Below are 22,532 nucleotides of genomic sequence, written 5' to 3'. Positions count from 1 at the left end.
GTTGAACATTTATATTAATAAAAATAATTTATCTGGTGACTATAAAACAGCTTATTTTGATATTTTAAACTATCTTCAAAGCTCTGATATTTCTGTAAATAGTAAGTTATATAATGAAGTAAGTGAAGATATGATGGATATGCTATTATCTGCACAAAATAACAGCCTTCCAGTAGATAATATAATTGGCACAGATATAAAAATCTTTTGTAAAGATATAATTAATTCATATAATTCTAAAAGCACTATAATAGTTTCAATATTAAAGAAGGTAACCTTTTCTTTAGTATTTTTAACTTTTGTTTCTTTTCTATTTCAATTATTTTATGGGAAAATAGCTTTAAGCTTAGTTGTGGTCATTCTACTAACTTGGAGTTTTTCTAGTACTTTAATAAACTTTTTCTATAGAAAATTCTTCTTAAGATTTAGAGGTTTAAAGAATAGAATTCTTTGTATTCTTGTAACTTTTGTCTTATGCATGGTACTTTTATTCCCTATAATCATGCTTCTAGCATCCTATCTTACAATAGGATTAAATGGTTACTTAGTCTCTGCTATTTCACTTTTATTAATATTTATTTTTCACTATATTTGCAAGAAACTAGACAAGAATATAAAATGGTATAGCTATTTGAGATAACTTTTAAAATAAAAACCTATAGCTTATTCGATTTTTGTATAAGCTATAGGTTTTATATTATCTAACTATTCTCTCCAAAGTTCTATCTACACCCTCAACAGTTCCAAATCTATTATTAAATATTCTATAGTTATAATATTCATATAAATCCTTTGCTGATATATTTCCATTATCAAAGGTTGAGTTTGTTTTCTCTGGAATAATTAATTTATAACCAAATTCAAAGGCAACTTTTACACTGGTATCAAAGCAGTATTCAGTTTGTAAGCCTACCATGATTAATTCCTCTATTTCTTTACTATCAAGATATTCCTTTAAGCTTGTCTTTCTAAATGCTGAATTATAGTTTTTACGTATAACTTTCTCACCTATAGCTGGAGCTACTTCACTATAGATCTTCCATCCATCTGAGTTAGCTGCAAATTCGCCCTCTTCTTCAGTATGTTGAATATATATGACTTCAACATTATTTTCTCTACTAGCTTCAATTAACTTTTTGATATTTCCTATAACTTCCTCAATATCGTAAGGTTTATCAAATACTATTGCATTTTGAACGTCAATAACTAAAAGCGCTTGTTTTCCCATAAAAATCCCCTCCCTTAATTTTAAACTTATATTTTATTATACTACAAAAAAATCATGGTCTTTAGAGTATTTATATACTACTAAAAACCATGATCATTTTTTTGGGTCCTACTATATTAAAAGTTTACTAGCAAAATTAATTATTTGATAAGTCTTTTCCATTAGATGCAATTACTTTTTTATACCAATAGAATGACTTCTTAGGTATACGCTTTAAGTCTTTTAAGTCGAAGTTTCCACGATTTACGTAGATAAATCCATAACGTTTATCAAAACCTTCATGAGTTGATATTAAGTCTACAGCAGACCATGGGCAATATCCCATCATCTCAACTCCATCGTTAATAGCTAATTGCATTTGTTCTATATGTTGCTGTAAGTATTTAATACGATAATCATCCTTAATTGTGCCATCTTCTTCTAGTTTGTCATAAGCACCTAGTCCATTTTCAGTAATGATTATTGGCAAATGATAACGTGAATAAACTTCATTTAATGTGTTACGGAATCCAATAGGATCAATCTCCCATCCAAATTCTGTTTTTGGTAAGTGTGGATTTTTAACTCCTCTAAATACTCCTGGAAGTGAGAATGGTGATTGTTGATCTTTAATTCCAGCAGCTTCAGCTTCTTCTATAGGATAAGCTTCAGCAGTTGAAGTACTATAGTAGTTAAATGCAATAAAGTCTGGTTTTGCTTTCTTTAATATTTCCATATCTCCTTCTTGAATTTCAGGAGTTGCACCTAACATTTCAAGAATACTCCATACTCTTGCATTGTATATTCCATAAACAGCCATATCTAAATACATCCAGTTCTTAATTGCACTTAATGTATTAGCTGCGTCAGTATCTTCTGGTTTATTTGAAGCTGGATAAACAGCCGATATATTTGGAGCTGGTCCAATTTTCGCTCCTGGAAGCATTTCATGACATAAAACCATAGCCTTTGCTTGAGCAAGAAGCATATAGTGATTTTGTTGATATAATGCCTTTTGAACATTTTCAACACCTTCTGGATTAAAGGTTCCTATAACATGTCCCATAAGTATCATTACGTTTTGCTCATTTATTGTTAGCCAGTACTTAACTCTATCTCCAAAGTTCTCATACATAACCTTTGCAAAATAAACAAATGCATCTACAGTTTCGGGATTTGACCAACCACCTTTTTCATCTAAAGCAGCTGGTAAGTCAAAGTGATACATTGTAACTAAAGGCTGTATATTATATTTTAAACATTCATTAATCAAATTGTTATAGTATTCAATTCCTTGAGGATTTACTTCACCTTCTCCTTTTGGAATTAGACGAGACCAAGAAATTGAAAATCTATATGTTTTAAATCCCATTTCAGCCATTAATGCAATATCTTCTTTATAATGATGATATTGATCACTAGCTACTTTAAAATCAGGTAAGTTATCAGGTATTACTTTTACATCTTGAACTGATGGTCCTTTACCATATTCTAAGCTTGCACCTTCAACTTGATAAGCAGATGTAGATGCTCCCCATAGAAAATCCTTTGGAAAATCTTTATTTTTTAACATATTCATTTAATCCCCCTTAAATTTTCATCTTATATTTTAATCAATTATGTGCTTCGTGTACTTTATAAATATATTCTAATATAAAAAATACACCTGAGTTTTCAAAATTTGAAAACGTATGCTACTTATGAATGTAAAAATCCTTATTTTTAGCTAAACAAACTAAAAATAAGGATCTTTTATTTAAATATAAATTATATGAAATATAATAATATCGTGATACTCAAGGAACTTAAGAGTTTATAATGGATTTTTGTTTTAAATCTAAATTTTGTACCTCCGGGAAAATCTGAATAATCTTATCTAAAAGTCGGCAATTTTTATTAATTCCCATATTCATATATACTTGATTATAATGTTTTAACCACTCTTCAAGGCTTGTCTTAATATAAGACGTATCATTAACAAAGTTTACAAGCACTAACCATGTTGGAATATTTAATACTTTATTCATGAAATATAAATAAGCAAGTCTGTTTCCTAATTGATAGTAATTTCTTGTCCAATCGTAGCTTTTGTCTATTCCCATATGCAACTTAACAATTTCTAATGCTTCCTCAATCTTACTTTTACTTTCATCTGATGAAGCTTTCAATACTGATTTAGTTTCATCTGTATGAGCCTTAGCTTCAATAAGTAATACGCCTTGTTTTCCATCACTGTCTTCTAACACTCCAAGACCATCCCACTTCGGTCCATTCCTTGGCCAAAATTCTCTTAACTTTTTCTCAGTATCTGATATATTAATGTCCTTTAATGATAAACCTCTTATGAAATCATCTCTATACTCATAGAAATCATTATTAGGAATTGGTGATATCCACTTAGCTTTGCAATTGGTAAAAGATAATAAACTTGGTGAAGATGATAATATTAAATTTGATAATTCCAGTGGAGCATTTAGCATAAACCATTGCAAGCAGTATTGACTTCCTTTTGAAGCTGATATTTTACTTCTCATAATTCTACCCTCCTTATAAACTGATTATAATAATATTTTACCATATTATGTAATATAGTTTGCAATAAAAAAATACTTATCAGTCAAAAATCAAATTCTCTAACTGATAAGTATTTTTATTCTTTATGTATATTATTAAATTTAAGTTTAAAGTCCTTTCCTTGTTTCCATGCTATTTCAAAGCATTTTCGCTAGTTTTTAACTCTTTAATTAGTTCATCATACTTATCCATATCCTGCTGAGAATCAAACACGATGGTATTATCTTTATATGTATATCTTCCTTTTATGCTGTCTAAAAAGTCATAGATGGATTCAACCTTAGAATAAAAAGTATTTACACTAGTGATAGTTGCTTTAGCATCCTTTATTGTATTCTCATCTAATTTATTTACAAGTTCTCTCAATTGATCTTTATCTTTTGAAGAAAATGGAGATTTGTCCACAGAATTATTCAATAGTTCTGTATCTTGGTCTACGGATTTCTCGTATTTCAAATTCGTATCAACGATATCTTGAACATATTTTTTACCTCCAACGGGATTCATCATATATTTCTCACTAAAAATATCGCTAGGATTAAATTTATTATACGCATTTATAACCTCATCTGAATCAGTCTTATATTTTACAAAAGCATTACTAATATCCCTAGTGAAATCTCCATACTTTCCAAGGGATTTATAATCTATATCTTGAGGCTTTAAATCCCCAGCAACTACTTTTTCAAGGGCTGCACTTACTCTATTTCGAGTTTGAATTTCTTTGTAAACCATTACTCCAAATATCCCTATGATAATAATTACAACAGCTAATACTATTAACAATATTCTCTTCACTTTTTTCTTCATTTTAGTTTCTCCTTTTATTGTATTTTATTTAAAATTTTGATATTATGGCACTTAATTCTATTATCGTGTATTTGGTTTTGATATTTAATTTTAGTTATATTTATGTTTTGACTAGATTATTAGTATGGCTAAAATACGGCTAGTTGTTATTTATATCTTTTGCTATTCTTTCGGTTTATAAATACCAGCTATCTTCATATCTTGCCAGTAACCGAATTGTGTTTCTTTATCTTGTGCTTTGATTACACGTAAAGTGTATAAACCTGCATTTTCTTGACAATTTTTCCTGTTACCCCATGATACTCTTTATCCATTCATCGTGAAACTTAGATTGTTTTTCAATACTAGTAAACATCAAATCTTCTTCATACTCAAAAATATCAACAGTTTCACTATTTCTAGCTTGCTGTCCTAAATATATCTTATATGCCTTCTTAACATAGCCCATGGACAATTGCATAGGCGATGGATATACATTTTTTGCAGCTCCATTGCAAAGAATTTGTATCCCTCTTTTTTCAAGTTCACTTCTTAGGTCAATCAGTGCTGCGAAGAAATTATCACTTGAGCAACTGATCTTCTGCCCTTCTACAGTCATTTCTAATAAAACCATGTCTTGGTCATCAGGTGATTCTTTAAAAATAATTAATTCTTCATCGATAGTATCCGCCTTATTAGTTAATAACTTTATTTTTTTCTTCTCACCGTCCATGTTATTTCCTCCCCCTATATGCTGAATTTGATTGGCCTCCCATATGCAGAGTTTCTACTATAAGTCAATTGCGGTTATTTCTATTGCTATTTTATAGGTATATAGATTCCAGCGTGTGATATCTTTTTGTCACCATCATATATTATCTTCTTGTCACCATCATATATATCTTTTTCATCTTCTGCTTTTACAACTAAGAGCATATAAAGGCCAACATTATCAGGGTGATCTGTATCAATTGGATAATCTTGTAGTAAAAAGAAGTACTTTTGCTTATCGGTATTTACATAATAATATGAATTGACTTCTTTAGTTTCATGTCCATGATCATTTGATTCGAACACTGTAGGACCATCTAGCTTTTCCCATGAACCAACTTTCCCTTGAATGAAGCCAAATAAATTATCAACCCCACTATCAAAATTATCTGTTGCATCTGCAGCTTGCTTTGAAAACATTCCCCGCAAAGCATCTTTATCTTTATTTCTAATAGCTTCAATCACTTGCTCCAATCGTCCATTCGCTTTTGTGTCATCGCTATCCTTGTTAAGCATTTCTGTTCTTGACCCTCCTATTGAGCATGAACTTAGTAATAACATACTAAGTATAAGTATTGAGCCAATTATAAGCTTCTGCATAGTTCGTTATTCCCTCCTACTTAAATGTAAATGTTAATTTATATTTATTATCTTTCGATATAGACCATTTATCTGTTTTTGAGCCTTTAGGATCCTAATATATAATTTATTATCGAATAATTTTCAGGAATATCCAGTTAATTCAAACTCATATTTTAAAAGGTAATCTTATATTTTTTAACCATAAAAAATATTCCCCTTATAATAAACAGTTTGTTATTTAAACTGTCTATTGCAAGGAGAGCATTACAATGTTAGTTCTTATATCTTTTTATTTTTTACCTAGTTACTGCATAATTATTATTGTGAAGTCAGACTATTCATAATTTTGTAGGTGATTTTCATATATCATATCTTATAGATATCATACTTGAACCAGAACGAGGGTCATAATTTGATGATATTTCACCCCATGAATATTTATATGGTGGTTTACCTATATTCTTCTCCAACCACTCGTCATTTTTATTCTTTATTTTAAGTACTTCATATTGTGACCAATTATCCCACGTTGGTTTATCTCCTTCATTAGATAAACATATATTTACAAGATAAATCATATCACTTGGGTTGAATACTAAAGTCATAATAAATTTATCCTTGCCTATTAATTGTGGCTTTAAATAGTAGTTCGAAAACATATGCGTTTGTTGGCTTATTACATCATTATACAAATTTGAATTCATAAACCCATTCTTAGTTAAGCTTTTTGTTATAATAAATCTACCATCATTTATTGATATATTACCATTATTAATATTAATCACTACTCATCTCCTCCCTATTTACCTATTAGTCATAATTCTTGATTGAATTGGCCTTAGTACACCTTCAAAACTATTTATAAAATATTGATCAAATCCACCAGAACCATACTGTTTATTAGCTATTGCTTTAGTTGCAAAATAAATGGTAGTAACAATTTTTTACTGTTGCTAGCATGCTAACATTAATTTGCGTTTCGTCTATCTACTCACTGTAAAACTGAAATTATAAGTATATTTTTAATTTATTACTACTAAAAATTCAACAAATCTTCATTTTAATGTTCTTTAATTTCTTCTAACAGTAAATTTGCTACTTCTGACCCATATTTATAGAAATTTGATTCTAGGCTACAATATCTTATCTCTTCTAATCTATTAATGGCATCAATTTTCACTTTGTTCAGGCTTACGTAAGATTCTCCTAAAATATCTAATGTTTCTAACCTACTTTGAAACTCCTCAATATCAATCTTATCTTCTTTAAACATAATACATATTTTCTCTAACTTTTCTAGGGTATTCATATTTGCACTCCTATGATTAATTAATTAGTTATTATTGTCACTACCTCCTTAGGTAGATTAGTTACTACTTGCTATGTCCCCCTAAGTATATGATAAGTTTCCATTTTCCTGAACTACTGGTTTAACTGAACTTCTAATATCCTTCACATACTATAAATAGTCTCCGCCTGCTTATTCAACTCGGCTACCATATCTATTCAAGCTAGGCTGCATTCTATCAACTGCGTTACTTAATATTAAATATACCCTATGTCCTAGATTATCTAGCAGCCTGACCAACTTCTATTACGTTAGGGTCTCTTATCCCCTTAGGGCAGAGTCTGTATTATTATAATTAGTGGTAGAGCCTACTATTTTCAACATCTATCTCTATTTTATCACTATAAAAAACTATGAACTAGCCTACTTACTTTTCAGCTAGTTCATTTTGTACTTTATCTTATCACATTATTGAAATTATGAAGTTATTTTTCTCTTTTTGTCTCATTTACATTATTAGTTTAAGGTATATTCTTTGACTGAATAATATTTAGTAATGTTTTACTCTCAACAACCATCCTATCCTCATCATAAAGATAGTCTCCACCACCTGGTCTATATGAGGCAAAACATGTTACATAATCTTGGATTTCATCATCATCTGGGAATATTTCATCTAGTGCCACTTCAATCTTACCTGCAATTTCCATAGAGCAATCTTCTCTTGCGATAAATTTATTTAACATTTCTATTATTTTTTGAATTTCTTTATTATTTTTCATATTACACCTACCTTATTTTTTGGGAGTAATAACAGTTATAACGCATTTACCTGTTGCTGCATCAACTACTACTTCTTTTATACTTGGAGAATTAGTATTACGTAGCGTTATAGTATCCCCTAATGGGTGTTGACTAATCTTCCTTATACTTGTCGCTGTATCAAGAAACTCATCAACTTCTGCAATTGATGTTGGCACTCTTCCTGGAGGTGGAGTTACCATCCTCTCCGCTGCATGAGCTGTAATTGTACGACCACCAGGTGTTACATTAGTTGGGCTTTTAAGTATTTGTTGTGCTGCGAAATCAGGGTCATACAAAGCTGGTAAATTATTACCTTCAGCCGCCCCCTTAGGGCTGAAACTGTAGCTACAAAGTTAAATGGTAGCAACAGTTTTTAACTATTACTACCATTTTAACATTACTTTTTCCTTTGTGCCTATACTCGCTACAGAATCATTATTATGAAGCAAGTATTGTATGTCAATTTGTATCAAATGTTAATGATTTTATTGGATATATCATTATTTAACTTAACATTTAATGTTTTGCAGTTAGCCCAATTGATATTTTGCAGCCAGATTACAATTTTGTAGATTCATTTTCAATGATATATTTGCTTGGTACAAAATCAGCTTGCCAAACCTTGTCATTTCCTTGATAAAATTTTATTCCTTCATTCCAAGCTTGTTTTGCATTAATAATAAGAATGATTGGTTTATTATCACGTCTTTTCCCTACTTGTAGTGCTGTATCAATATCAATTGATAGATGAACATATTGCCTGCCTCTTGGTAGTAGTCCATTCTCTGTTATAGATTCTAAAAATCTTCTAGCTGTCCCATGGTACAGAACCCTAGGCGGCTCCTCATTCTCCCAAGCTATTTTTTGTGGCACAGAGTGACCATATAGAGCTCTAATCCTTCCTGATAGTATTTCATGACGCTTTTTCTCTGAACCTTCTATCATAGCTATCAAATCCGCTTCCGTTACATTACTCCATCGATTATCTTCTCTTAATGAAGTTAGCAATTGTTCAACATCTACCCATCCATTCTCATCAAGTTCCAATTCATATTCCCATGGTGCATGTCGTAGTGCATATGATACTTCTTTACTTAATCTTAAAAAATCCATGTTTCCTCCTTTCTAGGAATATATTAATTTTATTACTTTATGCCTTGATTTACACTTGTGCTAATAAATTCGTAAGCCCCATACCCATCAAAGTAAACCAAATAGTGTTTAAATTGAATATCTCTATTTTCTTTATTACTATTTGAAATAACTTCATTTATCCATACTGAATCTTTTAGTTCAACAACAGCATTGTAAGCTTTCATCATATATTCACTAATGTCGCTATCCTTAGTATGTCTATATTTTATTGTATTAAGGAAGGTGATTCCAGTCCATTCATATTCCCCAGAATCTGTTTCATAGTCATACTTAAGTACAACATCCTCACCATTTTGTTCTATCTTAGGCGCATTCATAAATTCTTGAGCAAGTTCTTTTATACCAAATAACTCATTTAAAACCATACGTTACCTCCTTATTTTAAGCTACTAGCATTTTTACCTTCACCTGTAATTCTTAAAACATCAGTGCCTGAATTAGTAAGTCCATTTCGTTCAAGTCTTTCGGTTATTTTAGCCTCAATTGTCGGGTCACCTGTTTTATTAATTAGAGTCCATTCAGATTCTGGAATATTTGCCCTTTTCAAACCAAGTGAAGACCTTGTATTTTCTATCAATCTAGTACCATCTCTTTCAATATATGTCACTGGTACTTCGCTAGCTTTTAGTTCTCCACTTCTCAACATATCAGATACTTCACCTATTGTTTTTCCTGCAAACTTACCCTCTGCACTGTAGTATGGTGATGCGGTAGTTTGAGTAAATCTCAAATTACTTTCAGCTTCTCCTACCCCCTTAGTTAGATCTATTGCCCTTTCTCCATCTTTTACTATATCAATGGCATCATCTGCAGTCTTAACGAGTTCAATTGCTTTGTCACCTTTTCTTGCTAGTTTTGCTACTGTTGCTGCATCTCCAGCAAATGGTATCATTGCTGCAAGGCTTAGTGCTGCATCTGCTTTGTTTCCTCTTGCTAACGATATTAATCCGTTTACTCCATCTAGTACGTCCCCTACTCCTGGTACAAGACCTGCTACATCTAGAGCTGTCTGTACTCCATCGAGTATTTGATCCCTATACTTGTACGCTTGACTTGCTACATACTGCGCTCCGTCACAGCCTTTCTTTATTATCGCCATCGACTTTCTTACTACTTCATTCGGGTGATTCAACGTAGAAATTACCGGTGCTGCAAATTCTTTTAACTTACCTGCTGTATTACTTAAACCCTGCTTAGCTGAAGAAATCTTTTTCTCTGACCACGATACAAAATTGCTAACTTTTTCCTTTCCTGATTCAATCCATCCACTTACTTTATCAGCAACGTAGTTGTATGCACTCTTGACATTTGACCATGCTGTTGATGCATAATCTGATACGGTTTCTGCAACATCGCTAACAAAATTGCTTACAGCTGAAACCGCCTTGTCAAACCACCCTGGCCAATGTCCACTTGGATCTGTATACATCATAGGATTATTTAATGCATATGCATACCTATTTAGGGTTAATGGCTGCATAACATTTCCTAGGTAACTGTCTCTTGTTAAGAATCTTCCGCTTTCAGGTTCATAATATCTTGCCCTTAGATATTCTAAGCCACTTAGTCTATTATAATCCTCTCCGTTATATCCATAGAAATTTTCATAATGTGTTGCATTACTTCCCCAGAAGCCTCCATGCTTTACTTCTCCAAATGGGTCATATCTATACTTATCTTTTACTTGTCCTGCAGTATTAGTTACATCTGATACACTTCCTCTTCCATCATATAGATAGAATAATGGATCTGTCTTTATATCTGTATCAGGTGATAATTTATCTACTGATATTCTATCTAGTCCATAAGTATATGCATTTGTGTAGTTGCCATCCTCATCTGAAGTCATTAATACTTCTGGATTCTCTAATGACACATCATTTATATAATTTATTATCTCATAGTTTTCTGGTGTGTCTATCGGATCTTGGTTTCCTGGATTCTTTGGATGATCTGCTCTCTTGTACCATCCTGCATGTTTTCCATTATTTCCTTTGCTCTTATCTTTATTGTTATCTTTGCCTTGTCCATCATTTCCGTTACTGTTGCCATTATTATTGTCTTTACCTTGCCCGTTATTGCTATCTTTGTCTTGTTCATTATTACTGTCTTTACTTTGTCCATTATTGCCATTATTTTTATCATTACTGTTTCCATTATTATTTGACTTGTCATTGCCGTTTTCTGACTTTCCACCAAATAGCATTACGCTTGAAGCTTGACTTTTATCCTCTGATTCCCCGAATAACCATTTAAAGAAACCCTTTATACTATCTGCCGCTTTCTTAACGGTGTTTACTACAAAATCAAGTGCTGCTTTAAGTCCATCTGCAATCTTTTTAAATATAGATTTATTTTCTTTAGCTTCACTTGTATTGTCACTAGAGTCTTTATTGTTTACTTTATCAGCTTCTTTTGTTTCTGATTCTGGCTCAGTTGTTTTGGAGCTGTCTCCTTCAACTTTTTCTCCTGTAGTATTTTCATTTTGCTGATTTTTTGTATCAGCTGTGCTGTTAGTTGTGGTTCCTCCTGCAGCTACTTCTTGATGAGGATTATTTTCTGTTTCAAAACCATAATGATTTCCGTTATTAGAGTTTTGTGGATTCCCTGCATTAGAGTTACCACCTGAATTACCACTTGAAGTGCCATCGCCATTTTCTTCTTTATCTGGCTGTGGTTTAAAGTATACTCCATAAGTTGAGAATAATCTATTTCCGTCACTATCATATCCAAAAGTAAGAACTTCACCTTTTGGATTAGAGATTTGAACTAATCTATCCTCTAAATCATACTCATAATACTCTATTTTTTGACCAGGACGAATCTTTTTAAGTCTGTTTCCATTCTTATCATACTCATATTTTATATTAGTGTCTCCACTCTTTTCACTAACTAGTTCATCCCCTGCATTATAAGCATAGGTAGTAACCTCAGCCTCTTCATTATCATCCTTTACTTGTACTGCTATACGGTTACCTGCTTTATCATAGCTATAATCGTATTTCTTTGTTTCAATTTTTCCGTCTTCTTCGTGACTTTCTTCAGTAAAAGATGTGATTTCATTTGAAGCATCATAGCTATAAGTTCTCACATAGCTTTCATCTTCATGTACAGCTTTTTCATTTATTATGTTTCCAGCTTTATCATACTGATATTCAAAGCTAGATATAAGCTTACCATCTTTATTAATATTTTCTAATTTAGTAATTCTATCTGCACCATCATAAGTATAAATTACTTTAGTTCCATTTGGAAGCAAGGCTTCTTTTCTTCTACCAGCACTATCATAGCTATAGTAAGTTTTTTCACCATTCCAATTTTCTGCATATGTTAATCTATCTAGTGCATCATAATTATACTTCACATACTTTCCATCTGGATATATAACCTTAGATTTTCTTCCTAGGCTGTCAAATTCATAGGTTACTTTTTCTCCTCCAACAAAGTCTACTAAAGTAAGCCTTCCCATCTTGTCATATTTATAGTCTGTCTCTCCTTCAGCCCCTATCATCTTTGTACGATTACCACTTATGTCATATTCATAGCTTACATCTTCACCTTCTACTTTGTCTCCATTAGCATCTTTATACTCTTTTGAGACAAGCCTATTAAGTTTATCATAATCGTAATTTGTTTTGGTTCCATCAGGTTTAATATGGCTTGAAAGGGTACCTACTGGATTATAAGTAAAGTTCTCTTTTTCTCCAAGGGGATTAGTAACAGATGTAAGTCTTCCTACTTTATCATAGGTATACTTAGTTTCATTTCCATTACCATTTACCATAGATGTAAGATTGCTTGACTTATCATAGGTATACTTAGTTTCATCTCCTTTAGGACTTGTTACATTTACTAATCTATTTAACTCATCATATCCGTAAGAAATTTTATTGTTATTTCCATCAGTTACAGAAGCTAAATTTTGATTTTTATCATAATCATATTTAGTAACACCGCCTACTGGATTTGTTGTTTGTGAAATTAAGTTTAATGGATTATATTTATAAGTAGTTTTACTACCAATTGGGTTAGTAACTGACTCTACCAAATTGTTTTTATTATAAGTATATTTAGTCACTTCCCCTAAAGGATTTGTTTCACTTTCAAGATTGTTTGCCGCATCATAAGTATACTTATAATCTCTACTTCCTGGTTGAGTTACCTTTGTTATATTTCCCAAGGAATCATATTCTAACTTAGTGATGTTCCCCTCTGGATCTGTTGTTTTATTAACTCTATCAAGTGCATCATATTCATAAAAACTCATGTTGCCATTTGGCTCTTTAATAGAATTTAGATTTCCTGCAGTACTATATCCGTAAGATGTTACATTTCCTACAGTATTCTTTTCTGATAGTAGTCTATGCATCTTATCATAAGTATAAGTTGTAACACTATTTTCCGAATCTGATTGCTTTGTTAAATTACCTAATTCATCATAACTAAAGCTCTTTGAATATCCTTCTGGATCAGTTATAGCTGTAATTCTTTGAACTTTATCATATGAATAGCTATATTTCTCATCCATAGGATTTATTTGTGTAGTTAATCTATCATTTAAATCATATTGGAATTGTGTTGTTCCACCTAAAGGATCTATTTTCTTTGTCTGCAAACCATGTTTATTATATTCATAGCTTGTCTTATTTCCCTTAGCATCGATTTCCCCAACCATATTATTTAAGCTGTCATACTGATATTGAGTTCCAAATCCTAAAGCATCTACCTTCATCTCTAATCTATTAATAGGATCATATTTATACTGAGTGGTATTATTCATAGGATCTTGAACTTTTATTAGGCTTCCTCTAGCATCATAAGATAAATTTGTTGTATTGCCATTTTCATCTGCAAAACTAATAAGTCTATTTAGAGCATCGTATTGATATTTTTTTGCTGCACCCTTTGCATTTGTAACTTGAGTTAAATTTTTGTTTTTATCGTATGCATAGGATGTTGAATTGTTTAAAGGATCAATTACATTAATTAGATTTCCTACATCATCATATTGATACTGATACTTTTTATTTTCAGGTTCTATTTTTCCTGTTACTCTGTTCAAGCCATCATAGGAAATTGTAGTAACTTTTCCCTCTGGGTCAGTAACCTTAACTGCTCTATCTCTTTTATCATATTCATAAGTAGTTATGTTTCCATCTGTGCTAGTCTTAGCAGTAATATTCCCTGCTATATCATAGCTATATTTTATGGTTCTGCCAATTACATCCTTTTGCTCTATAAGTCTTCCCTTATCATCATAAAGATTAGTGAGCTTATTTCCTGCAGTATCCTCTTGAGTTGCTATTCTATCCATATTGTCATAACTATAACTTTTCTTCAATCCTGCTGCATCAGTTTCTGAGATTAATTTATTATTTGAATCGTATGCCATAGTTACTACGTCACCATTTGGATATACTACACTAGTTAAATTTCCATCTTTATCATACTTCATTTGAACAACATCACCTAAAGCATCAGTGATTTTCGTTTGAAGCTTATTACCGTTATATTCATATTTTGTTTCTTTTCCCAACGGATCTATCATCTTAGTTACATTACCTGCTTTATCATAAGCATACTGAGTAATGTTTTCAAGCGCATCCTTAACAGAGGTTAATCTATTTAATCCATCATAATTATAGATTTGCTTGCCCCCATTAGGTGATATTTCTGTCTTTAAATTTCCATTTAAATCATACTCATAGGATTTAGTATATCCAAGAGGGTCTGTCACTGATTTTAGATTACCTGTATCAGTATAACTATATTTTGTAGTTTTTCCCTCTTCATCAGTAACAGAAGTCACTTGATTTCTTACATCATAAGTATAATTTACTTTATAACCTAAAGGATCCTTTGTGCTAATAAGATTTCCATTATCATCATAACTATAATAATATTCTCTATTTAAGCTATCCTTCATATAAGAAATTCTACCTAAATTATCATAAGTGGTGTCTGTTACTACTCCGTTTACATCAGTAAATTGTGTCAACCTGTATAGATTGTCATACTTGTATTTTTTCACTTCACCATCTGGTAGTGTTGATTGTAATACATTTCCTTGATTGTCATACTTATTTACTATGGTTTGCCCTTTGGCACCTATCACTTTTTCAACTTGATTTACTGCATAATTGTAAGTATACGAAGACTTATTTCCATTAGGATCTGTTACAGATATAATATTTCCTAAAGCATCCCTATCATAAGTCGTCTCACCTTGTTCTCCATCAATTACTTTAATAAGCCTATTTAATTTGTCGTATTGGTAGGTCTTAGTATACCCTTCTGGATTCTTTTCTCCAGTGTTATTACCATTTTCATCATAGAAATAGGTTGTTATATTACCAAAAGGATCTGTAGATTTAGTCACCCTGTTTAAGCTATCATATTCAAACTTAGATAAATTTTTGTTACCATCAGTTACCGAACTTTTATTATCATTAACATCATAGGTATATGCTACTATGCCTCCGTCAGGCAGAGTAGTGCTTAATTCATTTCCTTTAGCATCATAAGCTATTCTTGTAATCTTCCCCAAAGGATCTTCTATAGATATAACCTTACCCATAGCATTATAAAAATACTTATATACATTTCCCTTCGCATCAGTAGCTTGTGATACATTAGCTCCATCATATTCGTATTTATAACTCTTTCCTGATGGATCTATTGCTGTTGTTACCTGATTTTTACTATTATAGGTATATTCATATGTTAAATTATTAGCATCAGTAACCTTTACTAGATTTCCTTTGCTATCATATGCCATTGTAGTTGTATTTCCCTCAAAATCAGTAACGGATGTAAGATTATCTTTGTCATCATACTTGAAAGTCTTTACTTTTCCATCATATCTATATTCTTTAGTCTTATTTCCCCTACTATCATATTCATAAGTAGTAGTATGCCCCAAAGCATCTGTTGATGTTTTTACATTGTTATTACTATCATATGTAACTGTCTCTACAGTTCCATCAGGCTTTACAGTTTTAGTTATCCTAAACTGTGCATCATAATAATATTGTGTCTTATTGCCCTTTGCATCAATTGTTTCATTGTACCCGTCGTAATAATTCATATATATTTTCTTACCTTGAGCATCTGTTTGAGTAGTTACACGATTTTGCTCATCATAAGTATTAGTTACTACGGTATTTCCCTTGGCATCAACAAATGATGTCATTCTTCCTTTGTCATCATATTGATACTTTGTTTCATGTCCATTTGCATCAATATACGAAACTAAGTTACCATTTCCATCATAACTATATTTTAATACGCTTGAATTTGGTAATGTTATTGTGCCTATTCTTCCTTCATCATTTAAGGTTATTCCAAAAACCTTTCCTGAAGGTGAAGTTATACTTGTTAATTTATAATCTTCATTATAGGCAAGCTTTGTAATATCACCTTTTTCATCAACTTGTGAATCTAAAAGTCCCATCTTATTAAATTGATAGGTGGTTAAACCATCAGTAACCTCGTAGCCTATATTTTTTCTGCTATCATCATTAACTAAGGATAGCTTTAAATTTTCTCCCACTGGTCCACTGTAGCTGCCATCACTATTTTTTCTATAGTAGATGGTACTTCCATCACCTTGATTAAATATTATGGTTCCATCTGCAAGTGCTGATAAAGACTTATTAAAATTAAAGTCCCATTTTACTCCAAAGTATCCATCATGAATTTCTTCCATTGCGTTATAAGTTCTCTTTATTATAAAGTCTCCATTGTAGTCAGTTAAACTAGCATCATCAGCTTCATATATAAAGTTACCAGTTAGTAAATTTATTGGTTCAAACCCATAAATACAATGCTTTTTTCTTCCCATAAGAGCACTATCTATTTCTTTTTTTCTAGCATCTGTAAGGGATGGAGGCGTATATGGCTTTCCAGCATTTTTCTTGGGATTTCTTATGAAAAGAGTATTCCCCTCTACAAGCAGAGTATCTCCAACTTTATTATCACTCATAATTACAGAATTAGGTACTCCATAAAAGCTTGCTATATACGGAATAGTATCCTTAGCTTGAACTTGATAGATTTGGAAGTAGTCACTGTATGCTGGACTACTTGTTTCTCCATCCAAGGTTGCAGTTGCCTTAATTCTGTATAATTGATCTAATTTAGGAGTTAATATCTTATCCGACTGCCAGTTACTATCTTTTCCCTTATAAACATAAGCCTTTGGAAAAATACTTGAGTACATTGAACCATCAGGATATTTATAAACGTAGCTAGCTTGTACACTTCCCTTGTAATCAGGATTTTCAACATCTAATTCATAATTTACAGTAGCTGTTGGTTTTACTAATCCATCTACTATAATTCCATCAACTTTAAGTTCCCCTTCACTGTCATGCTCAGAAATAGGCCTCAAATTAATATTTGTTGCACCAAATTGCATATTAGTATCTACACCATCTACAAACTCATAAACGATTTCAATCTTTGGTCTTCTAGATTCATATTCATTATTTTGAGTTGCAAAGGTTTCACACTGTTGGGTTTCATTTAAATACTGCAAGAGGAATCCATTATTTGTTTTTCCATTTACCCAATCACTAACCAATGACTTAATATCCCAACTAATATAACCTATACTTCCATCTATCATCGCAGAAGAATAGAATGTTTTATTCTTAGGCTGTTGATTCCAAGTAACTTGGCTCACATCATAACTATCATCTACACTATATAATCCAATTTCTCTTGAAGAACTTGAAAAGTTAGTGTACTTATACATTTCAAAATTAGCGGACTTAATTGTTGCCTCTTTAGGAATATCCACTCCCAAATTACCATTTATCTGAACGTAGGCTCTAGTCTTTTGAAGCCCATTAATTTTATATTGATTATTTCCAGATGCTACTCCATCGTCCATTCCCACATATACATATCCATTGTTTAATGTATTAGTGTTAGGTGCATTTTCCTCCGCTGACGCGATATTAATCCTATCACTATAAATATTAACTTGAGGGTCAACCTTTACTGGATATGCTCTCTCAGGTGATTTGAGCCAATCTTCATCTACTGTTACTGCAATAACATCCTTACCAAATATTTTTTTATCTAGCTTTATGGTTAGATTGCTATTCTTTTTTCCTGAAGCATCAACCATTACAGGCGCACTTAATATAAAGGTAGGATCTTTTTTGCCTGGTTCATATCCTCTTATTGAATTTAATTCTTCTTTAAGAATTACTCCTTTAGTGCTTACTTGATACTTAAATGTAGAAGTATCAACATATCTATTAAGTATAATATCCTCTTTAACTCCATCTGGGTTAGCTGTATACTCATAATCTACTCCATCAAATACATCATTGTATAATATTGCATTTTCTGAAGCTGCACTTCTTGAAAAGTCCCCTTCCATAGGAAATAATGTAACAGACGTATTTCCTTTTTGTACTGATACTCCCTTATCTTTTGTTATTTCAGTAGGAAAATTAACCTTATAATCGTTTGCCTTATTTTCGTAATATCCTCCATTGCTATTTAGCGCTAAGGTATTATCCACCTCTTGATAATTTCCATTTGCATCTTTATAGTTCACTTTATCAAGATAAATATCTTTTACTTCAGTTTTGTTATCTATCTTATAGGTTTTACTATTTGCAGTTCTTTTACTAACTACTTCCTTATCCTTACTATAAGATTCTTCCTTCTTTTGTTTAATTGTGCTTGGTTTTCTAAGAGCCTTTGTAGAAATGTTTTCTGTTTGATTTTCAGTTTTTACTTTTTGGTTTTCCTTATTGATATCCTTTCCATAGTATTCGCCCTTTGGCTGATTTGATAAGTTTTCAGCCGCATAAGCAACTACATCATTAAAAGAAAATAATAAAGTAGAAAAAGTCAGAAAAGTACATATGGCCCTTATTAGAACGTTTTTCTTCATCTTACACCCCCTAATAAGTCCATAGATTTGGGCAGAATTAATTTTAGATATGCGAATAGATTTCATAAGTTATCTTAATGAAATATACCACTCTGGTAACCCGGCGACCTTAGTATAAATATGCCAATCACAAATAATTCTCCAATATAATTACAATAATTTCAAAATGCATATTTAGAATACCGTAGGCCCGTGGCTTTGCGTCTTTATCTTTCAATAAATTTGCCTTTTTCTATGGTTTTTTGTAATTTCTTACATAATAATGCTATAATATTTTAACCAATTTGTAAATATTTTTTAATTTTGTTAACTTTCTAACAAAAAAGAGCAATTTAAACATTAAATTGCTCAGTCCTTTAATCATCTAGTTTTAACTGTTATATCACATAACAAATTATGAACATTTTTATTTAATATGTTTATTTTTTAACACTTGGTTAATAATTGTCTAATATAACAATAATATTTACTACTTATCACTTTTTCGTAAATATTTCTTCTAACTTCCTCTCTACTTCCATTCTATCTTTTTTATGTACCATAATACTTGTAGGTTTTTTTCTACTATTTTTAAACTTAAAAGTTATAACTACTGAACTATTTGTTTCTTTTATGTAACTACTTTCTACCTCTTCCCATGTCCAACCACTTTTTTTTGATAGAATTCCATTTTCTCTTATTTCAATTCTAAATGTTGCTCTAACAAAATAGATAATTGAACACAGTGAGAACATCATCAAATATGAACCTGGAGTAATTAATGTCTCTCCATCAATAAATACTACAATTAAATTCTTTCCTCCAAGCAATAAGAAAATCACTCCTGCAAGAATATCAATTGCATATGTATGATCCTTTACACTTAATATAAGCTTACCATAAGCATTTCTTTTGATACTTCTATATGTTACTTTTAAAGCTATCCATATTAATATAGGTATTATAATTATCAAAATTCCTAAATAAATTAATTCCATAATAACTTCTCCTTTCGTTTACTCTTAAATAATTTTATAAATTCTATTTTGATGCACTATCTATTTATCGATTATTTTACTATATACTTCACTATTTACCTTTATATTGAATAAAAGGCTTTTTGTACAAACAAATGAAAATAGACACGCCTTACTAGTCTTCACTAATAAAACGTGTCTTTCATCTTCAACTTAATTTATATTTAAACAGCTTCATACATAATTCAATAGCAATTGTAAATTTTCTTATACAATTTGTAACATAAATTTAATTTTTATTGAATGTAATCTTCTCAAAATAATGGTATAATCATCTTAATGTGAACGATTTATACATAATATTAAAGGAGCATAAAATATATGCCAAAGAATTTAAAAATACTCATTTTTTCTTTTACCTCGTTAATTTTAATTCTATTAATCGCATATAACATTCATTCTTATTTAAATTTTTTAAAAACCAAACCAACTATCATTAACAAGACCTATTCAAATTCACCTCCAGTGAACAATTTCAAGCGTTCTTATATTCCCAAAGTTAATTTTTCTGATAGACATATATCAGAAATCCATGATGTAAGCTTAAGCATTTTGGATGGGACTAGCATTGATGATGTTCCTATGATACTCAAATCCCAAAGATATTATATACCACTTAATTTTATTTCAAAAAAATTAAATTACACTGTAGATAATTCAACGGGATCACTATGTTTAACTAATAATAGTAATAAAATTTCTTTAACAGAAGACTCTTACGAAAAAAACTCTAAAAAAGGACATCTTCGAGGACATTTAATAAATTATAAAAACACCTTCTATATCTCAATATCAGATATAGAAAAGCTTTTTGATTTAATTGCTGTATTCGATTTCCAAAACAAAAAAATAAATCTTATTCAAGATGAAGTTAAAGCACCTGAGGAACCTTTAATACATCATAATGACAAAATCGCCCTTATTAGATTTGAAGATTTCGGTTGTGGTTATTCAAATATTGTAGATAGAAATCAAACAAAAATAAAAATCATGTCAAATTTACTTTATTCAAATGGGATGAAGTTTCATGTTTCATGGATGCCTAGATTCATTGTTCCTTCAACCAACTTTGATAATGATTTACTCACAAAAGATAATATAGTAAATGTAGGTTTTGTTGATATACTAGATTATATGCTTAATAAAGGTGGCGAAATTGGTCTTCATGGCTATTCACATCAATCTGGAAACACTGCAAGTGGAACTGGTGAGGAAATGTCAAAGGACGTAAATAGTACTGAAGCTGAAACAAGAGCAGTTATTGAAAAAGGTATAGACACCGCAAGTGCTTTAAATATTCCTATTTCATATTACGAGAGTCCTCATTATAGGGATACTAAGGAACAAAAGAACATAATTAGCGAGTATTTTCAATATATATACGAACCTTATGATTATTCAAAAAAAGACAACGTGTACAAGCCTGATGATTATCATTTATTTGTTCCAACACCATTAGGACGTATATCTGATCCTATCGCAGATACACAGCGTATGATAGATAAATTTAATGAAGGTAACCCTAATATACTTAAAAGTTTTTATTACCACCCATCTATAGAAATAGATTATATTGATTTCAATACAAATGGTAATAAACTAAACATTAATTACAATCCCGACTCGCCTCTGCAAAAAATTGTGAAGACGCTTAAAAATGATAGGTATACCACCCTTCATATTGATGATCTTAAAGATGAATAATTAGTAATTAAAAAAGCCTTGCAAAAAGCTTGAATATAGCTTGAATGCAAGGCTTAATTTATTATTTCTCCAATAAAAATATGAAATTACTTTTTACCCTTAAATTCTTTTTTTACAATCAATAACTCTTCCTTTCCAATGTAATTTATTCCATCAAAATCAAGACGAATTATGTATGGCATAAAATCAATCATTCTCAAAAAATCATCGCAGCAATATGCTGGTTCAAAATAATTGAGAATCGTACTTAATGCTGTACCATGTGTTCCAATCACAATATTCGCATCTTTGTAATTAATTAAGATTTCAAAAATTGCTTTTATATTACGTTCTTGAACCATCTTGAGTGACTCTCCACATTCTTCGTGAAAGTCAAGGTTTTCCCACCGTCTTTTGAACATTTCCATGTTATTACCGCATAGGCCACTTTCACGTTCTCTTAATCTTTCATCCAAAGCAATACTAATGCCATGTCCATCTGCACTTTCTTTTATTGTATCAATGCTTCTTTTGTATGGACTTGATATATAGTACTCTATCTCCATTTCCCTAAAAAACTCAGTTACTCTTTTGGAATCATTCATCCCTTCATCACTTAACGGCCGTGTTCCATCCTCTTCCCAATCATGGTCTGGCTGAGCATGTCTTATAAAGTATATACTTGTCATATTTCTCCCCCAAAAAACAATTATAATTATTTAATCCCAATTCAATATTTTAATTATT

Annotated in this window: 17 protein-coding genes and 1 riboswitch; of the genes, 2 read left to right on the top strand and 15 right to left on the bottom strand. The window is 31.0% G+C overall.

Annotated elements, in window-relative coordinates; translation table 11 throughout:
* The first annotated feature begins 1 nt into the window (after window position 1).
* The gene (locus tag PTZ02_RS02310; RefSeq protein WP_274226207.1) at window positions 2-640 is read left to right on the top strand and encodes a hypothetical protein; all 639 of its coding nucleotides are present in this window, start codon (window positions 2-4) and stop codon (window positions 638-640) included.
* Between the two features lie 57 nt (window positions 641-697).
* Here the strand turns inward: PTZ02_RS02310 and PTZ02_RS02305 are convergent, their stop codons facing one another.
* From PTZ02_RS02305 to PTZ02_RS02240, 14 genes are all read right to left on the bottom strand, one after another.
* Window positions 698-1,228 carry a cysteine hydrolase family protein gene (locus PTZ02_RS02305; protein ID WP_274226206.1) on the bottom strand — a complete coding sequence of 177 codons (531 nt, stop codon included), beginning with the start codon at window positions 1,226-1,228 and terminating at the stop codon, window positions 698-700.
* Between the two features lie 136 nt (window positions 1,229-1,364).
* A complete protein-coding gene (locus PTZ02_RS02300; protein WP_443112608.1) occupies window positions 1,365-2,786 on the bottom strand; it encodes a glycoside hydrolase family 1 protein in 1,422 nt (473 codons plus the stop codon).
* A 226-nt stretch (window positions 2,787-3,012) separates the two neighbouring features.
* On the bottom strand, window positions 3,013-3,741 hold the full coding sequence (locus PTZ02_RS02295) for a hypothetical protein (protein ID WP_274226205.1): 729 nt from the start codon (window positions 3,739-3,741) through the stop codon (window positions 3,013-3,015).
* Window positions 3,742-3,913: 172 nt separating this feature from the next.
* Window positions 3,914-4,591, bottom strand: coding sequence for a hypothetical protein (locus tag PTZ02_RS02290; RefSeq protein WP_274226204.1), 678 nt, complete (start codon window positions 4,589-4,591; stop codon window positions 3,914-3,916).
* Between the two features lie 289 nt (window positions 4,592-4,880).
* A complete protein-coding gene (locus PTZ02_RS02285) occupies window positions 4,881-5,303 on the bottom strand; it encodes a hypothetical protein (protein WP_274226203.1) in 423 nt (140 codons plus the stop codon).
* Window positions 5,304-5,389: 86 nt separating this feature from the next.
* On the bottom strand, window positions 5,390-5,941 hold the full coding sequence (locus PTZ02_RS02280) for a DUF5104 domain-containing protein (protein WP_274226202.1): 552 nt from the start codon (window positions 5,939-5,941) through the stop codon (window positions 5,390-5,392).
* Window positions 5,942-6,282: 341 nt separating this feature from the next.
* The gene (locus PTZ02_RS02275) at window positions 6,283-6,708 is read right to left on the bottom strand and encodes a hypothetical protein (protein ID WP_274226201.1); all 426 of its coding nucleotides are present in this window, start codon (window positions 6,706-6,708) and stop codon (window positions 6,283-6,285) included.
* A 275-nt stretch (window positions 6,709-6,983) separates the two neighbouring features.
* A complete protein-coding gene (locus tag PTZ02_RS02270; protein ID WP_274226200.1) occupies window positions 6,984-7,232 on the bottom strand; it encodes a hypothetical protein in 249 nt (82 codons plus the stop codon).
* A gap of 500 nt (window positions 7,233-7,732) precedes the next feature.
* On the bottom strand, window positions 7,733-7,993 hold the full coding sequence (locus tag PTZ02_RS02265) for a hypothetical protein (protein WP_274226199.1): 261 nt from the start codon (window positions 7,991-7,993) through the stop codon (window positions 7,733-7,735).
* A 12-nt stretch (window positions 7,994-8,005) separates the two neighbouring features.
* Complete coding sequence (locus PTZ02_RS02260; protein WP_274226198.1) at window positions 8,006-8,311, bottom strand: hypothetical protein; 306 nt, start codon at window positions 8,309-8,311, stop codon at window positions 8,006-8,008.
* Window positions 8,312-8,573: 262 nt separating this feature from the next.
* Window positions 8,574-9,128 carry an RNA 2'-phosphotransferase gene (locus tag PTZ02_RS02255; protein ID WP_274226197.1) on the bottom strand — a complete coding sequence of 185 codons (555 nt, stop codon included), beginning with the start codon at window positions 9,126-9,128 and terminating at the stop codon, window positions 8,574-8,576.
* A gap of 32 nt (window positions 9,129-9,160) precedes the next feature.
* Window positions 9,161-9,535, bottom strand: a complete 375-nt coding sequence (locus tag PTZ02_RS02250; RefSeq protein WP_274226196.1) for a hypothetical protein — start codon at window positions 9,533-9,535, stop codon at window positions 9,161-9,163.
* Between the two features lie 11 nt (window positions 9,536-9,546).
* Window positions 9,547-19,086: a DNRLRE domain-containing protein gene (locus PTZ02_RS02245; protein WP_274226195.1), complete on the bottom strand. Its 9,540-nt coding sequence runs from the start codon at window positions 19,084-19,086 to the stop codon at window positions 9,547-9,549.
* Window positions 19,087-19,177: 91 nt separating this feature from the next.
* Window positions 19,178-19,323: riboswitch (cyclic di-GMP riboswitch) on the bottom strand.
* A 239-nt stretch (window positions 19,324-19,562) separates the two neighbouring features.
* Entirely contained in the window at window positions 19,563-20,063 is a 501-nt protein-coding gene (locus PTZ02_RS02240; protein ID WP_274226194.1) for a DUF5673 domain-containing protein, read from the bottom strand.
* Window positions 20,064-20,423: 360 nt separating this feature from the next.
* On the opposite strand from PTZ02_RS02240, the gene PTZ02_RS02235 reads away from it, so the two are divergent.
* A complete protein-coding gene (locus PTZ02_RS02235) occupies window positions 20,424-21,806 on the top strand; it encodes a DUF2334 domain-containing protein (protein WP_274226193.1) in 1,383 nt (460 codons plus the stop codon).
* A gap of 86 nt (window positions 21,807-21,892) precedes the next feature.
* Here the strand turns inward: PTZ02_RS02235 and PTZ02_RS02230 are convergent, their stop codons facing one another.
* Complete coding sequence (locus PTZ02_RS02230; protein ID WP_274226192.1) at window positions 21,893-22,474, bottom strand: histidine phosphatase family protein; 582 nt, start codon at window positions 22,472-22,474, stop codon at window positions 21,893-21,895.
* Window positions 22,475-22,532: the final 58 nt, after the last annotated feature.

Source organism: Clostridium sp. 'White wine YQ' (assembly GCF_028728205.1).
Lineage (GTDB): Bacteria > Bacillota > Clostridia > Clostridiales > Clostridiaceae > Clostridium_T.
Note: the sequence above shows the minus strand (reverse complement) of the source record. Positions and strands in the feature narration are given on the sequence as shown.

Coding starts and splice junctions, on each gene's coding strand:
- PTZ02_RS02305 (WP_274226206.1), bottom strand. CDS start 1,228: ATGGGAAAACAAGCGCTTTTAGTTATTGACGTTCAAAATGCAATAGTA.
- PTZ02_RS02300 (WP_443112608.1), bottom strand. CDS start 2,786: ATGAATATGTTAAAAAATAAAGATTTTCCAAAGGATTTTCTATGGGGA.
- PTZ02_RS02295 (WP_274226205.1), bottom strand. CDS start 3,741: ATGAGAAGTAAAATATCAGCTTCAAAAGGAAGTCAATACTGCTTGCAA.
- PTZ02_RS02290 (WP_274226204.1), bottom strand. CDS start 4,591: ATGAAGAAAAAAGTGAAGAGAATATTGTTAATAGTATTAGCTGTTGTA.
- PTZ02_RS02285 (WP_274226203.1), bottom strand. CDS start 5,303: ATGGACGGTGAGAAGAAAAAAATAAAGTTATTAACTAATAAGGCGGAT.
- PTZ02_RS02280 (WP_274226202.1), bottom strand. CDS start 5,941: ATGCAGAAGCTTATAATTGGCTCAATACTTATACTTAGTATGTTATTA.
- PTZ02_RS02270 (WP_274226200.1), bottom strand. CDS start 7,232: ATGAATACCCTAGAAAAGTTAGAGAAAATATGTATTATGTTTAAAGAA.
- PTZ02_RS02265 (WP_274226199.1), bottom strand. CDS start 7,993: ATGAAAAATAATAAAGAAATTCAAAAAATAATAGAAATGTTAAATAAA.
- PTZ02_RS02255 (WP_274226197.1), bottom strand. CDS start 9,128: ATGGATTTTTTAAGATTAAGTAAAGAAGTATCATATGCACTACGACAT.
- PTZ02_RS02250 (WP_274226196.1), bottom strand. CDS start 9,535: ATGGTTTTAAATGAGTTATTTGGTATAAAAGAACTTGCTCAAGAATTT.
- PTZ02_RS02245 (WP_274226195.1), bottom strand. CDS start 19,086: ATGAAGAAAAACGTTCTAATAAGGGCCATATGTACTTTTCTGACTTTT.
- PTZ02_RS02240 (WP_274226194.1), bottom strand. CDS start 20,063: ATGGAATTAATTTATTTAGGAATTTTGATAATTATAATACCTATATTA.
- PTZ02_RS02235 (WP_274226193.1), top strand. CDS start 20,424: ATGCCAAAGAATTTAAAAATACTCATTTTTTCTTTTACCTCGTTAATT.
- PTZ02_RS02230 (WP_274226192.1), bottom strand. CDS start 22,474: ATGACAAGTATATACTTTATAAGACATGCTCAGCCAGACCATGATTGG.